Source organism: Myxococcales bacterium (assembly GCA_016712525.1).
GTDB lineage: Bacteria > Myxococcota_A > Polyangia > Polyangiales > Polyangiaceae > JAAFHV01.
Window position 1 is genome coordinate 1,183,787 of the sequence record JADJQX010000001.1, and the last position, 13,525, is coordinate 1,197,311.

Sequence of the window (13,525 nt, forward strand, 5' to 3'; positions counted from 1 at the left end):
CACCGTAGCCTAAGGTCTCCGTTCGCGGGTTTCGACTCGGGTTCCAGGCTGCCCCATGAAGCGCACGATCTCTCAGAAAAAGACGCGCAGAATGCCCTCGCAGGAGCGCGCGCAGGCGGTCGTGTCGGCCATCTTGGAGGCGGCGGCTCGGATTCTGGAGCGCGAGGGCCTCGGCCCATCTTTCGGGACCAACCGCATCGCGCGCGAGGCCGGAGTGAGCATCGGCTCGCTCTACGAGTACTTCGACGGGAAGGACGCCATCGTACGTGCACTCTGCACGCGTCACGTGGCCCATGTGCGCGCGTTCGTGGATCGGGCGTTCGACGAGCTCTACCACGTGCCCGTCCCGGAGGCCGTGGACGCCTTCGTCGACGCGCTCTTCGCGCTCCATACGTCGCGCCCCGTGCTCCACAAGACGCTCCACCTCGAGCTCCCGGCGCGGCTCGGCCTCGGCCCGTTCATCGAGAGTGACAAGTACATCGAGGAGCGGCTCGTCGTGTGGCTCGCGACGAAGCTGCCCGATCTGCCACGCGAGGTCATCGCGAGCCGGGCCTTCGTCGCCACGCGGGCCGTCCGGGCGGTGGCCATCCACGCGATCGCCGAGGGCACGGGAGACGACGACCGGGCGCGAATCACCCGCGAGACGAAGGCGCTCCTCCTCCACACCCTCGTCCGCGAGACCGCCGCCGAGTAGCGCTCCGCTGCTATGCTCGCCCCATGGCCGACGGGTACCGCTACCGGCGCGAGGGCGAGACGTACTGCGTCGACCTTCGGCTGCGTCGCATCGAGCAGCTCTTCGACGGCCGCGATCCGGCGCCCTTCCGCGAGCGCGATCTCGACCCGCACGCCGCCGAGTACTTCACCGAGGCGTTCGAGGACCTGCCGCGCGGCACCCCCGTGAAGATGGTGGTCGACGTGGGCGAGCCTCTTCCCGAGGGAATCCCCTCGAGCGCCGTCGGAGACGCCATTCGCGCGTATTTCGAGTTCGAAGAGCTAAGGCTCACGCGCGAGCTCCGCAGGCACGTGCGGCAGGCCCAGTTCGCGCTCGGCATGGGGCTCGGGATCTTGGTCGTCTTCTTGACCATCGCCGAGGTCGTGACGGCGGGCGGCGCGGGCCACGCCCGGCAGGTCGTGCGCGAGGGGCTCGTCATCACGGGCTGGGTGGCCATGTGGCGCCCGCTCGAGGCGCTCCTTTACGACTGGTGGCCGCTCTTCTCGCTCCGCCGCGTGAAGCGCCGCATCCGCGAGGCCCCCGTCGAGGTGAGGCAGCCGGACTAGGCTATTTCGCGCAGCGAAACCCGTTGTTGTTGAACGCCGCGAGCCTCTGCGCTTTGCCTCTGTAGTGGAGGCCGTTGCCCTCGCAGGTGCACGCGCCGCACCACCACGAGCCTCCGCGCAGCACGAACGTGTCACCCTCGGTGGGGCCCTTCGGGTCGCGCACGCGAGGCGCGACGGCTCGGTAGGTGTCCTTGGCGTAGACGTCGGCGGTCCACTGCCACACGTTTCCGACCGGGTCGTAGAGGCCCCACGCGTTGGGAGGGAACGCGCGGACCGGCGACACGTACACGAAGCCGTCGAGCCTGTCGTTCTTGGTGTGGGATTCGCCCTGCCAAAAATTGAGGAGATACGAGCCTTTGGCGTCGGTCGGCTCGTCGCCCCAGGGGTAGCGGCTGCGCTCGCGGCCCGCGCGCATCGCGTACTCCCACTCGGCCTCCGTGGGGAGCCGCTCGCCGAGGTGAGCGCAATACGCCACCGCGTCGTCGTGACTGACCATCACGACGGGCGCGTCGTCTCGGAGGAAAGCTTCGAGATCACGCGCGAGCACGTCGTGGCTCGGACCTCGATCGGGGAGGTACTCCGCGTCGGGGAGGCGGAACGGCCTTCGCCACGTGCCGCGGGGCACACGCTCCCACGCCCAGTCGTCCATGCCCTCGCGCGATCCGATACCCACGCCGGCGTGCTCGGCGCTCGTGACGTAGCCCGTGGCCTCGACGAAGCGCGCGAAGTCGGCGCGGGTGACCAGCGCCGCGTCGATCGTGAACGGGGACAGTTCGACGACGTGCTCGGGCGCCTCGTCGGCCCGCGGACCGCCATTTCTCCCGCGGACGAACGACCCGGCGGGGAGGTGCACGACGGCCTTCGGGGCGAGGGCTGGTCGAGCCGGAGCGGAGCGTGGGCGCGGGGGCCTTGGGGCTTCGTCCGAGGTCGGAAGGCACCCCGCGAGGACGAGCACACACATGCACCATGCACACATCGCCCTCATCGTACGCGCCTCACTCGACATCGCCGGGTGGCTCTTCGTAGAGCAAACCATTGAAGAGGCAGGCCGTCCGGAACGTCGGCGTGCACGGACCGAGGTTCTTCGCGATGCACGCCTTTCCACACGCCGAGCTCGGGTCGAAGCCCTCGGGGCACTTGTCGACGCACGCGTAAAAGTCGCGGCAGCCCTTCTGGCAGCCCGAGGCGATCCACTTCGCTTGCGTGTCCTTCCTGCACTGCTCGTAGCGTTTGGCGCACGTCCCCGAGGCGCAGCGATCCTTGGCGAAGAGGCACTCTTGGCGGCACGTCGCGCAGCTCCGAGCGCACGTGCTCTCGCAGGCCGTGTCCCCTTTGGTGCAGGCCTTCTTGCACGTGACACACGCCGTGGTGCAGCCCTTCGCGCAGCCGTCACACGTCCTTTCGCACGCGTCGTGGCAGACGTCCTTTTGCTCGGTGAAACACGGGTCGACGACACACGACTGGCCGTAGAGGCCATACGCGCACGAGAGGGGCGAGGCCTCCCAATAGTCCTTGTCGACGCCCTTCGGGCGCACGATTCCGGGCACCTGGGCGGCACAGCTCTTCGTGAGCTCCTCGAGGGGCTTCGGATCGGTCCACGCGAGCACGTGCTCCTCGGGGGCAGCCGCGTCCTTGGCTCCGGCGTCGACGGATGTCCGGGCTACCGTCGCGCCGGCATCCGCCGAGAGAGGAGGAGCGGCGTCGACCACGGACACCTCGGCGACCCGCGCTGGCTCCGCGACCGTCGGCGGGGCCGATCGCGTGCAGGCGACCACGAGGGCCGTGGCGGTGAACGAAGCGAGGGGGGCGCGCATGGGAGAAGCTCGACCTTAGCGTGCTTCGAGACGCACGCTGCAGACGAGTCTACGCGCCGGGCTCGCGGCCGATTCCTCGCCTTCGCGAGACGCGAGAGGGCGACGCCTCGAGAGCGCGCCCGCGCACCGACCTGGAACGGTCGAGTCGGCACGGGGCGCGCGATGTGCCGGCGTGGAAGACGGGAGCTCGACCCGCACTGAGCCATGTCGGATCCACGGAGCTGCCGAGATCGGCGCATCACCGATCCACCCGGATGCCGAAACGAACAGGGCACGATTGGCTATTTGCCTACATGTGGGCAAGGCCCGAGTTGGCACGGGTTTCGCTGAAGGCGCGGCATGTTCTCGAACCTCGCACGCGGTCTCGGCCTCTTGGCGCTCTCGACGTCCCTCGTATGCATGGGCTGCGCAGCCGACACCACGACCGAGGATCCCGACGCGATCGACGATGCTACGGAGGTCGGCGAGGACGCGCTGACGACCGCGGCCGCGCAGAAGCTCGGCGTGCCGCTCTCCATTCTGGATTCGACCTTCTACTTCAAGCCGAGCCCCCAGGACCAAAGCGGCCTCGGCGTGGTGCTCGGGGAGGGCGTGGCCTTCGCGACCGGGTCCGGGAGCCAATCGCTCCCGCTCATGACCTCGCTCGATCGAAAGCCCTTCGTGAGGCTGCACTCGGGGCAGGTCGAGGTCCCCGGGAGCCTCGACGACTCGTTCGGAGCGTTCTTCGACTACACGAACCTTCGTGTCGACGGCGCGGGCGGCGAGCGACTCCTCGGCAAGAAGGTGCCGCCGCTGCTCGAGGTGGGCGCGATGCGCGAGGGTCTCTCGTGCCGGGTGCTCGGCGCAGCGTTCGACATGTTCGCGTCGACCCCGCCGAAGACCATGAGCCTCGCGGGCAAGGTGACCCGCATGCGGACCGAGGTTCGCGACGGCAAGGTCGTCGCCTATCAGGTCATCGTGACCACCACGAAGAGCTCGGGAGGCGACGGCTCGCTGCTCGTGTGCGGTGGCAAGCTCGCGGGGATCGCCGCCGGCGCCGGCTCGCAGGGCACGACCTACGAGTTTCGCAGCGTGGACCCCGACCTCGTGAAGGCGTTCGGCGCGGCGCGCACGGCCCAGACGCCCGAGTGCAAGCGGCGCAACCGCTGCGAGTGAGCCCTCGGCCCACCCCGGTCGGCACGCGCTCGGCCACTTCGAAGGCCGTACGAGGATCGTGCACGCAAAGCAGACACGCCCTGGCGCAAGACACGGGTCGGGCAGGAGCTGAGAACGCCCACACCTCGTCGCGCTGGCCAAGCTGTGCGCCGCCGCGTGCACCGAGTGCGCCGATGTGTGCAGTGCACATGCTTCGCACCACGTCGAGTGCGCGGAGTGCGAGAAGGCGTGCCGCGCTTCGGTCTCGGCGGCGAACGCCGTGGCTAGCTGAACGGGCGATGGGGTTCGTCGTGTCGCGCGGGGCCGCGAGCGAGCGGCTCGGGGGGGCCAGATCCGGCCAGATCCGACCGACGTTCGCGCCACACCCATGAAATGATTGAGAACAGAGTCATTTCGCAACGCATGTCAGAGTTACGAAACTAGAACCTGAACGTCAGCCCGGTAGGTGCCCCCGAGACGGCGGGGGTGGGCCCGAGCCGGGGCGACGTCGTGGTCGTCGTAGACCCCTTCTGGGTCTCGGGTCGACCCAAGATCGAGAGGGTGACCCCCGCCGCCAGGAACGCCACCCCGACGGCGACGCTCGTGACGGCCGCCGCCTGCGCGGGGCCCGCGGACGACTCTCCGTCGAGCGTCGCGAGCTCGTTGCCGACGAGGACCGCCCCGCCGAGAACCACGACCGGCCCACCGACGAGGAGGGCCGCGGCGCCGGCGCTCGTCAGCGAGCGGTGCTCTCTCCGCAGACCGAGCGCGTGGCGGACGACCACGACGTCGCGTCCGACCGTCACGTCGGCCGTGCTCTCGCGCGAGGTGTCGACGCTAGACCGGAAGACGAGCCGCTGCTCGCCCAAGGGAAGCTCGGCGACGCATGGCAGGTACGCACAGAGCGGCCGGCGCGCAAAGCACGTCGCCAGCGTGTGTTTGCCGTTCGGCCCGCCGTAGCAGACGAACGCCTCGGCGGGCTCGCCCGGGACATCGAGGATCACGAGCCCGTGCCCCACGCGCGCTCCCTCGGTGGGCATCGAGACGTCGGGGATTTCGGCCTTGGCGAACGGAGGTGGGGGCGGTCGGACGACACGCTCCCCGCACCCCACGGTGCCCACGAGCGCCGCGAGCGCCGTCACCCTCCACGCCGCGCGAGACGCGAGACGAGCGCCCTTCCGCCCTCGCCGCACACCTGCCTCGCGAACGGCAAACGTCGGCACGTGGTCGCTCACCGCGCCGAAGGTACCATGGTCCGCCGCTCCTCAGGCGCCCGCGCCTCCCTGGGCCCGAGACGATCGTGCCGTGTCACCGCACCTCGATCGTGAGCGTGTTCGACGTGAGTATGGTCGTGCTCGACAAGGTCGTGCTCCGCCACACGATGGTGTGCTTCCCGCGCGGCAGGCGGTACACGGTGGGCTCGTAGTTGGTGTCGACCCCCGGGCTCGGGATCACGGCGCCGTCGTAGGGCTCGACGGCGGGAGGCGAAGGCCGTCCTCGTGGCTCGCCGTCGACCGACTCTCCGTAGATGGCCTTCGGGCCCATCACGTAGACCTCGCGCCCAGGCCCCGCGACCTCGTGCACGTGGAGCACGCGTATGTCCTCGTCGGGCGCGTAGGTCGTCTTGGCGCTCGTCAGCGTGAGGCGCTCGCGAGCCGGACCGACCGCGACACCCTTCGCCGACTCGGCGAGGCGCGGGTACGCGCGGAGAGCGACGAGATCGGCGAGGGGCAGCGGCACGATCTGGGCGCCGGCGCGCTCGTAGGCTTGATCGAGCTTCTCGAGGGCCGCGAGGTACTTCGGCAGCGCCGTCCCCTCGGGCGGAGACGATGAGGCTCGTGGTGCAGACGCAGCCGACGGACGCGCCGGCGACTCACCCGGCTCGGATCTCGGCGCGGTGCAGCCGCAGACGACGACGGTGACGACGACCATGAGGGGGGCAAGAACGACGCGCACCCCGAAACGGTAGCGTCTCGAGCTCCCGCTCGCGAAGGCGGACGAGCCCACCCACGAAACGCCACGAATTTCATCGTGTTGAAACCATGGGGAAGGTACGCCCCGCGCGCGCGTACCACGCCTCATGCGCCTCTTCGCCTACGCCAGCCTCGCTCTCCTCTTCGCGTGCACCACGGCGTCGACTTCCGCCGAAGGAGATCCCACCGATCCGACGGGTGGCACGGGTGGGCAAGGTGGAGGCTCGGGCGGCCAAGGCGGAGACGCAGCCAAGCCTCGAAAGGTGTGCACGCGCTTCGCGGCGGAGCCAAGCGCGTGGGCCGTCCCCGACGCATCGTTCAACCGGGTCAACGCGACCTACGGGCAGTGGCTCACGATGGACCTCGATGGCGACGGCAAGGTCGATCTCGTCCGCGCCAACGACCCCGACAACGACGGAAAACCCTACGGCGCCGCCGCCGGGAAGCCTCATTGGCAGCTCTTCCAAGGGGGCGCAGGCGGCTTCGCCGAGCCGGTGCAGTGGGCCGTCCCCGATTCGCTCTTCAACCGCGTCAACGCCACCTACGGTCAGTGGCTCACCATGGACCTCGACGGCGACGGCAAGCTCGATCTCGTCCGCGCCAACGACCCCGACAACGACGGAAAACCCTACGGCGCCGCCGCCGGGAAGCCTCATTGGCAATTCTTCAGAGGCGAAAAGGGCGGCTTCGCCAAGGCGCCCACCGAGTGGGCCGTCCCCGATTCGCTCTTCAACCGCGTCAACGCCACCTACGGTCAGTGGCTCACCATGGACCTCGACGGCGACGGCAAGCTCGATCTCGTCCGCGCCAACGACCCCGACAACGACGGAAAACCCTACGGCGCCGCCGCCGGGAAGCCTCACTGGCAATTCTTCAAAGGCGAAAAAAGCGGCTTCGCCAAGGCACCCACCGAGTGGGCCGTCCCCGATTCGCTCTTCAACCGCGTCAACGCCACCTACGGTCAGTGGCTCACCATGGACCTCGACGGCGACGGCAAGCTCGATCTCGTCCGCGCCAACGACCCCGACAACGACGGAAAACCCTACGGCGCCGCCGCCGGGAAGCCTCACTGGCAATTCTTCAAAGGCGAAAATGGCGGCTTCGCCAAGACACCCGCCGAGTGGGCCGTCCCCGATTCGCTCTTCAACCGCGTCAACGCCACCTACGGTCAGTGGCTCACCATGGACCTCGACAACGACGGGAAGGTCGACCTGGTGCGCGCCAACGATCCGGACAACGACGGGAACGCCTACGGCGCGAAGAGTGGAAAGCCCCACTGGCAAGTATTCAAAGGAGGGGACACGGGCTTCGCCAAAGCTCCGGCGGAGTGGCCCGTCCCCGAGGCCTCGTTCAATCGCGTGAACGCGACCTACGGGCAATGGCTCACCATGGACCTCGACGGCGACGGGTGTGTCGACCTCGTGCGCGCGAACGACCCGAAGAACGACGGCAAGGCCTTCTCGGGGCCCTCGTGGCAGCGCTTCGGCGCGGAGTGACCAAAGGCGCTCGCGCTCGGTTCGCGGCGTTGGGCCCGCAACGAGGCCTCCATGTGGGCCCCAGAATCCGTATGTCCTCGTCGGGGCGTAGGTCGTCTTGGCGCTCGTGATCGTGAGACGCTCGCGGGCCGGGCCAACCGCGGCCCGCTCCGCCGACTCGGCGAGGCGCGGATGGCGCGAAGCGCCGCGACGTCCGCGAGAGGCAGCGGCACGATCTCGGGACCCGAGCGTTCGAAGGCTTGATCGAGCTTCTCGAGCCTCGTGTAGCGGCTCCCCTGCCCCTCGAACAGGCGGGCAAGGAGCGCCGAGAAACGACGGGGGCGTGGGCGAGCGAGAGCGCGGCGGGGCGGGGCGACGCGAGCGACGGAGGGCTACCGAGGCCGCGAACGCGCGGCGCTCTGCCCAAGAGCAGACTCCGACCACGCCGCCTCGACCCACCGCACGACGGCCCGCACCTTCGGGAGGGAGCGCCTCGTTCGATGCACGACGAGGAAGAAGTCGCGCGAAGGGAAGATCCCCTCGAACGCGCAGCCGAACCGGGCGGGCTCGACCTCGACGACGTCGCGGAGCCTCTTCGCGAACGCACGAGGGAGGACCGCCGCACCGAGCCCCTGCTCGACGATCGTGCCGAGAGCCTCGAGGTCCTCCACGAGGACACGCGCGGGACGGCCGGGGAAGAGACGCTCTGCATAGCTCTGCTCCGCCACGTGGGCGAGCGAGCCGGCGAGCCCCACCCACGGCGCGAAGACGCCCTCGGGCACCCCCGGCCCGGCGAAGAGCCCGTACGTCTCCGTCCCGAGGCGCTTCGCCCAGAGGTCGCCCTTCTCGGGCCGCGCGAGCCGAATGGCGAGATCGGCCTCCCCCGAGGCGAGGCTCACGCGCTCGTTCGTCGCGAGGAGCCGTAACCGCAAATTCGGATAGGCGCGACAGAACGCCCCGAGCCGCGGCGCGAGCACCCACCGCGCGACCTCGCCCACGGTCGAGAGGGTGACCTCGCCTCGCGCCTCGGGCTCGACGTCCAGCACGTCGGCCACGCCCAGGGAGGCCGCTATCATCGGCACCACGGCCTCGAGCAGCGCGCGCCCTCGCTCGGTGAGCTCGATGGGGGACCTGCGCACCACGAGCGGGGTCCGCGCCCGCTCCTCGAGCCGCGCGAGGTGACGGCTCACCGTCGATTGGCTCGCGCCGAGCACCTTCGCCGCGCGCGTGAGGCTGCCCGTCCGCGCGATCGCCTCGAACGTGCGGTAGTGGTCCCACTCGAGCTCCACCGAAGGTTGCCCGCCCGCTCCGCCCATACGCGAGAGCCTACGCGACGAGGGTCCGGGGTGCCATCCAAATTCGGATGACAGGCATCCAGATCGCGCCATTGTCGCGGGCCTCGGCGCGCCGCACGGTCTCGGGCATGAAGCTCCTCCACCTCCGAAACGCGACCTGCCTCCTCACCTACGCCGGCGAGCGCTTCCTCGTCGATCCCATGCTCTCGGACGTCGGCGCGATGCCCGGGTTCAAGCTCTTCGGCGGTGGGCGGCGACGAAACCCGCTCGTCCCCCTCCCGAACGTCGCGGCGAAGGCCATCGCCTCGGCGACGGCCATTCTTGTGACCCACGAGCACCCGGACCACTTCGACTCGGCCGGTCGAAGGCTCGCGAAGGAGCGGGGCCTCCCCGTCCACGCGACCGCGATGGACGTCCCGCATCTCCGCAAAAAGGGCATCGACGCGCGTGTGGTCGAGGAGGGGTCGCTCGGGTTCCCGTCCGAGGTCGTCCCTGCCAAACACGGCCGAGGGCTCGTCGGTTTCGCGCTCGGGCCCGTGTCGGGCTACTACCTCGCGGCCCCCGGCGAGCCGAGCGTCTACCTGGTGGGAGACGCCATCCTCGTCGACACCGTGCGCGAGGCCATCGCACGCCTCGCCCCGGACGTGATCGTCGCCCCCGCGGGCTCGGCCAATTTTGGCATCGGGGGGGACATCCTGTTCTCGCCGAGGGAGCTCGTGGACCTCGTCACGATGGCGCCCGGCAAGGTCGTGCTGAACCACCTCGAGGCCCTCGATCACTGCCCGACCACACGGGCCGAGGTCCGCGCGCGCATGCTGGACGCGGGCCTCGCGGACAAGGTGCTCGTGCCCGAGGACGGCGAGGAGATCGAGCTCACCGGCGCGGGCCCACGAAGCCAACCGGCTCGCACCGGCGGGGCACGCCGTCCGGGCATCCAGAAGTGGATGACCGCACCGTTCTCCGGGGCCTGATCCCACCGGGGCTCCTGCTACCTTCGGGGGATGTACCGGAGCCCTCCTTCGCCCGAAGCCCCGCTCGTCGTCGTCGCCGCGCAAGAGCGGGTCCTCGCGTACCGCAGAGCCGACGGCGCCGTGGCCTGGCTCCACGACTTCCGCGCGCGCAGCCACTGGGACGGCTTTCAGGACCCGAGCACCCTCGGGCCGCTCTCGCTCGAGATGACCCCGGAGCGCGTGTTCGTCGCGACGACCACCCACGTCACCGCCATCGAGTACGCGTCCGGCCGCGTCATGGGGCAGATCACGCTCACGGATGCGCGTATCCGCCCGCAGATGGTCGTCGACGGGCAGGACCTCTTCGTCACCACGGACAAGGAGATCGTGTGCCTCGACCTCGGCGGCAACCTCCGATGGCGCGCGCCGCACGGGCTCGAGATCGGCGCGAGCACGCCGGCGATCGGCGTCCCCGGCAACGTGCGCCAGGGCGACTTCGCCGGGTACAAGTAGCGGGGGCGTAGCCAAGGCTGCGGAGCCCGCGCGTCTCTCGACCGATCGCGGCGTCCGTTCGGAGAGTGATCTTCGTCGCGCGCTCCCACGCCACCGCGGCGCGCGAGGCTCGTCAGTTCGCGGCGTCGAAGATGCGCCTCACGTAGGCCTTCACCTCGGGTGGGGGCTGGTAGAAGGAGTAGGTCGTGTGGCTCGCGAGGCCGTTCTTGCCCGCGAGAAAGTCGGCGTTTTGCGCGCGGAGCGACGCCTTCATGCGGGCCCCCGCGAAGACGACGTGAACGTGGCGGGCCTCGGACGCGGGCCACCCGTCGCGCCCAGGGTTTCGGAAGAACGCAGCGAAGCCCATGGCGTCCAGGCGAGCGACGAGCACCCTCACCTGCGCGTCGGTGAGGCCTCGAACGCTGAGGTCCGTGGCGGCCGAGTACGGGTGCCCGTCGGCGATGCCATCTTGAAGGTGGGTCCCCGCCGAGGCCGGCGCGCCGCCGATCGTCTGCGTGATGCGCGCCGCCGTGATCCCCACGCATCGGAGCCTGTCGGACGCCGTCGGATGCAGACCGAAGCGGAGGACGGCCGAGACGTGGGGGCACGAGGCTGGCCCGGCAGGTACGGGTACTCTGCACGTGTCGTCCGTGCCCAGGTTCACCGAGCACCCGGCGCTGCAGCGGCGAACGGTCGTGGCCCGGCCGGGCCCGTTGCAGCGGTAGAGCGTGTTTTTGTCGCCCCCGGAGACCTTGTCTCCCCCGCAGTAGTCGCCGGTCCTCGCGTCGGAGTCGCACGTGGCGCCGCCCGCAGCGACCGAGGCCCCATCGCCCCCCGCGTCGCCGTCCTCCGAGGGAGCATCGACCTCGCCCAGGTCGAGCGCGGCGCCGAGGCCGTCGTCGAAGCTCGGATCGAGGCCATCGTCGACGTGGGTGTCCTCGTCGTCGTAGGGCAGATCGGCTCCCGGCGTGGCGAGCTCGGCGTCGCCGCTCGGACCACAGGCCATGAGGCAGGCCACGAGACCCAAAACGAGCGGGTACGAAGCGCGCGAACGAGACGACGTCGGCATGAGGGAAGCTCCTTCTCGACGCGATCCGATTGCACGGACGAGGCCAAAGGCGCAGCGCGGCTCTCCCTCGGAGATCGAAGTCCCCTTCGCGGTTTCCAGGCGGCTCGTCGGCCGCACCCGAGCGGCCTCGAGGCCGCAGACCTATTTGCAGGCGTCGTCGTCGTTCGGGTTGATCTGGCAGCCTCTCGCACAACGTGTGACGACCGAGAGAGCGCCCCCGGCGTTGCAGCGGTAGAGCACGTTCGGATCGCCGTTCACCTTGTCTCCCCCGCAGTAGCGCCCGCCCACCACGCATGACGGGGCGGCGGAGCAGGCGTCGTCTTTCCCGGGCGGCGCCACGATGCACGCGACGGCACACGTCGACGTGAGCGTGCCCGCGCCGCCGTCGTCGCAGCGGTAGAGCGAGCGGGGATCTCCGGGGAGCCTCTCCCCACCGCAGTAGTATCCCCCGACCACGCAGGGCACCTGCGCGTCGGTGGGCGGGGGGCGCGCGTCGCTCGAGGCGTCTGCCGGGGCGGGAGGCTCGTAGTCGAAGTCCCAACATGCGAAGAGGGCCGCCGAAGAGCCGACGACGAGCCACGCGGGGGCGACGAGAGAGGACCGAGGCACGAGCGAAGTATACGGCAGAGGCGAGGCGAGGTCGGGGCGTCCGGCATGGCCGAACGACGCGGCCTCCGATAGGGTCTCTCACGATGGCACCCTCGGACTCCGTGACCCGTACCCTCCATCGCGCGGGGCTCGCGCCTCCGCTCCCCGTGCGCGTGCGCGTGGTCGGCGCGGGCCAACCGAGCGCGCGGCTCGAACGAGGGACGCTCACCGTCGGCGGCGCGTCGACGTGCGACCTGATCGTCGACGATCCGGGAGTGTCGCGCCGCCACGTCGAGCTCGAGCTCGTGCCCGAGGGCGTCCACGTGCGCGACCTCAAGAGCCGCAACGGCACGTATTTTCTCGGTCAGCGCGTCGAACGCATGGTGCTCGCGCCGGGCGCGTCGCTGCGCATCGGGTCGACCACCCTCGCGATCGAGCTCGACACCACGCTCGACGACGAGCCGCTCACGGTCGCCGGCTTTCGCGGAATGATCGGCACGTCGAAGGCGATGCAGCAGCTCTTCGGCACGATCGCCCGGCTCGACGGCTCGCTGCTCCCGCTGCTCGTCACCGGCGAGACCGGCGTCGGAAAGGAGCTCGTCGCGCGGGCCCTCCACGAAGGGTCCCGCGTGTCGTCGGGGCCGTTCGTGCCCATCAACTGCGGCGCCATTCCGCGCGAGCTCGTCGCGAGCACGCTCTTCGGCCACAAAAAAGGGGCGTTCACGGGCGCGACGGAGCCGCGACGAGGTGCGTTCGGCGCGGCGTCCGGCGGCACCCTGCTCCTCGACGAAATCGGTGAGCTGCCTCTCGACGTGCAGCCCGCGCTCCTCCGCGTGCTCGAGCGGGGAGAGGTCGTCGCCGTGGGCGAGGACGTGCCCCGCAAGGTCGAGGTCCGCCTGGTCGCTGCGACCCACCGCGATCTCCTCGCCGAGGTGCGCGCGGGCCGCTTCCGCGAGGATCTCTACTACCGGCTCTCGGTCGTGAAGCTCGTCGTGCCGCCGCTCCGCGACCGGCGTGAGGACATCGCGGAGCTCGCGACGTTCTTCGCCCGCCAAGAGGGCCAGTCGGGGCTCCCAGCCGACGTGCTGGAGGAGCTCGCGGCCCGACCCTTCCCTGGGAACGTGCGTGAGCTTCGGAACGTGGTGCTCGCGTACGTCGCGCTGGGGGTCGCGCCCGCGGCCGAGGGTGCTGGGTCGTCCACCGTCGGCGGGGGCCTCGACCAGGCGCTCTCTGCGGCCGTGCGCCTCGATCTCCCTTTTCTCGCGCAACGCGAGGCCATCGCCGAGCGCTTCTCGGCGCACTACGTGGACCGACTCCTCGCCGAGACCAAAGGCAACCAAACGCTCGCCGCCAAGCTCGCCGGCCTCGACCGCACCTACCTCGGGCGCCTGCTCGCCAAGCTCGGGAAGCGCTGAGCGCGCATTTGTAGGCGCGTATGCGACACGCGGAAGCGCCCG

Annotated in this window: 15 protein-coding genes; 8 read left to right on the forward strand and 7 right to left on the reverse strand. The window is 70.2% G+C overall.

Annotated elements, in window-relative coordinates; translation table 11 throughout:
- Positions 1-55: 55 nt before the first annotated feature.
- Together IPK71_05065 and IPK71_05070 are read left to right on the forward strand one after the other, a co-directional pair.
- A complete protein-coding gene (locus tag IPK71_05065) occupies positions 56-694 on the forward strand; it encodes a TetR/AcrR family transcriptional regulator (GenBank protein ID MBK8213102.1) in 639 nt (212 codons plus the stop codon).
- Between the two features lie 23 nt (positions 695-717).
- Positions 718-1,278 (forward strand): hypothetical protein, encoded by a 561-nt coding sequence (locus IPK71_05070; GenBank protein ID MBK8213103.1) that lies wholly within the window; start codon positions 718-720, stop codon positions 1,276-1,278.
- 1 nt (position 1,279) lies between these two features.
- Here the strand turns inward: IPK71_05070 and IPK71_05075 are convergent, their stop codons facing one another.
- Positions 1,280-2,131, reverse strand: coding sequence for a formylglycine-generating enzyme family protein (locus tag IPK71_05075; GenBank protein MBK8213104.1), 852 nt, complete (start codon positions 2,129-2,131; stop codon positions 1,280-1,282).
- 142 nt (positions 2,132-2,273) lie between these two features.
- Positions 2,274-3,092: a hypothetical protein gene (locus IPK71_05080; protein ID MBK8213105.1), complete on the reverse strand. Its 819-nt coding sequence runs from the start codon at positions 3,090-3,092 to the stop codon at positions 2,274-2,276.
- A gap of 339 nt (positions 3,093-3,431) precedes the next feature.
- Between IPK71_05080 and IPK71_05085 the strand changes: the two genes are divergently transcribed.
- Both IPK71_05085 and IPK71_05090 read left to right on the forward strand, forming a co-directional pair.
- Positions 3,432-4,247: a hypothetical protein gene (locus tag IPK71_05085; GenBank protein MBK8213106.1), complete on the forward strand. Its 816-nt coding sequence runs from the start codon at positions 3,432-3,434 to the stop codon at positions 4,245-4,247.
- Between the two features lie 133 nt (positions 4,248-4,380).
- Entirely contained in the window at positions 4,381-4,518 is a 138-nt protein-coding gene (locus IPK71_05090; GenBank protein ID MBK8213107.1) for a hypothetical protein, read from the forward strand.
- 148 nt (positions 4,519-4,666) lie between these two features.
- Here IPK71_05090 and IPK71_05095 read toward each other — a convergent pair whose 3' ends face one another.
- Both IPK71_05095 and IPK71_05100 read right to left on the reverse strand, forming a co-directional pair.
- Entirely contained in the window at positions 4,667-5,461 is a 795-nt protein-coding gene (locus tag IPK71_05095) for a hypothetical protein (protein ID MBK8213108.1), read from the reverse strand.
- A 73-nt stretch (positions 5,462-5,534) separates the two neighbouring features.
- Positions 5,535-6,182 carry a hypothetical protein gene (locus tag IPK71_05100; protein MBK8213109.1) on the reverse strand — a complete coding sequence of 216 codons (648 nt, stop codon included), beginning with the start codon at positions 6,180-6,182 and terminating at the stop codon, positions 5,535-5,537.
- Between the two features lie 124 nt (positions 6,183-6,306).
- On the opposite strand from IPK71_05100, the gene IPK71_05105 reads away from it, so the two are divergent.
- Positions 6,307-7,695 carry a VCBS repeat-containing protein gene (locus IPK71_05105; protein MBK8213110.1) on the forward strand — a complete coding sequence of 463 codons (1,389 nt, stop codon included), beginning with the start codon at positions 6,307-6,309 and terminating at the stop codon, positions 7,693-7,695.
- Between the two features lie 371 nt (positions 7,696-8,066).
- Here the strand turns inward: IPK71_05105 and IPK71_05110 are convergent, their stop codons facing one another.
- A complete protein-coding gene (locus tag IPK71_05110) occupies positions 8,067-8,990 on the reverse strand; it encodes a LysR family transcriptional regulator (protein MBK8213111.1) in 924 nt (307 codons plus the stop codon).
- Positions 8,991-9,037: 47 nt separating this feature from the next.
- Between IPK71_05110 and IPK71_05115 the strand changes: the two genes are divergently transcribed.
- Entirely contained in the window at positions 9,038-9,940 is a 903-nt protein-coding gene (locus tag IPK71_05115) for an MBL fold metallo-hydrolase (protein ID MBK8213112.1), read from the forward strand.
- Positions 9,941-9,970: 30 nt separating this feature from the next.
- A complete protein-coding gene (locus IPK71_05120; protein ID MBK8213113.1) occupies positions 9,971-10,432 on the forward strand; it encodes a PQQ-binding-like beta-propeller repeat protein in 462 nt (153 codons plus the stop codon).
- Between the two features lie 112 nt (positions 10,433-10,544).
- Here the strand turns inward: IPK71_05120 and IPK71_05125 are convergent, their stop codons facing one another.
- A complete protein-coding gene (locus IPK71_05125) occupies positions 10,545-11,480 on the reverse strand; it encodes a hypothetical protein (protein ID MBK8213114.1) in 936 nt (311 codons plus the stop codon).
- 141 nt (positions 11,481-11,621) lie between these two features.
- Positions 11,622-12,089 carry a hypothetical protein gene (locus IPK71_05130; GenBank protein MBK8213115.1) on the reverse strand — a complete coding sequence of 156 codons (468 nt, stop codon included), beginning with the start codon at positions 12,087-12,089 and terminating at the stop codon, positions 11,622-11,624.
- 101 nt (positions 12,090-12,190) lie between these two features.
- On the opposite strand from IPK71_05130, the gene IPK71_05135 reads away from it, so the two are divergent.
- Positions 12,191-13,483 (forward strand): sigma 54-dependent Fis family transcriptional regulator, encoded by a 1,293-nt coding sequence (locus IPK71_05135; GenBank protein ID MBK8213116.1) that lies wholly within the window; start codon positions 12,191-12,193, stop codon positions 13,481-13,483.
- The last annotated feature ends 42 nt before the right edge of the window (positions 13,484-13,525 follow it).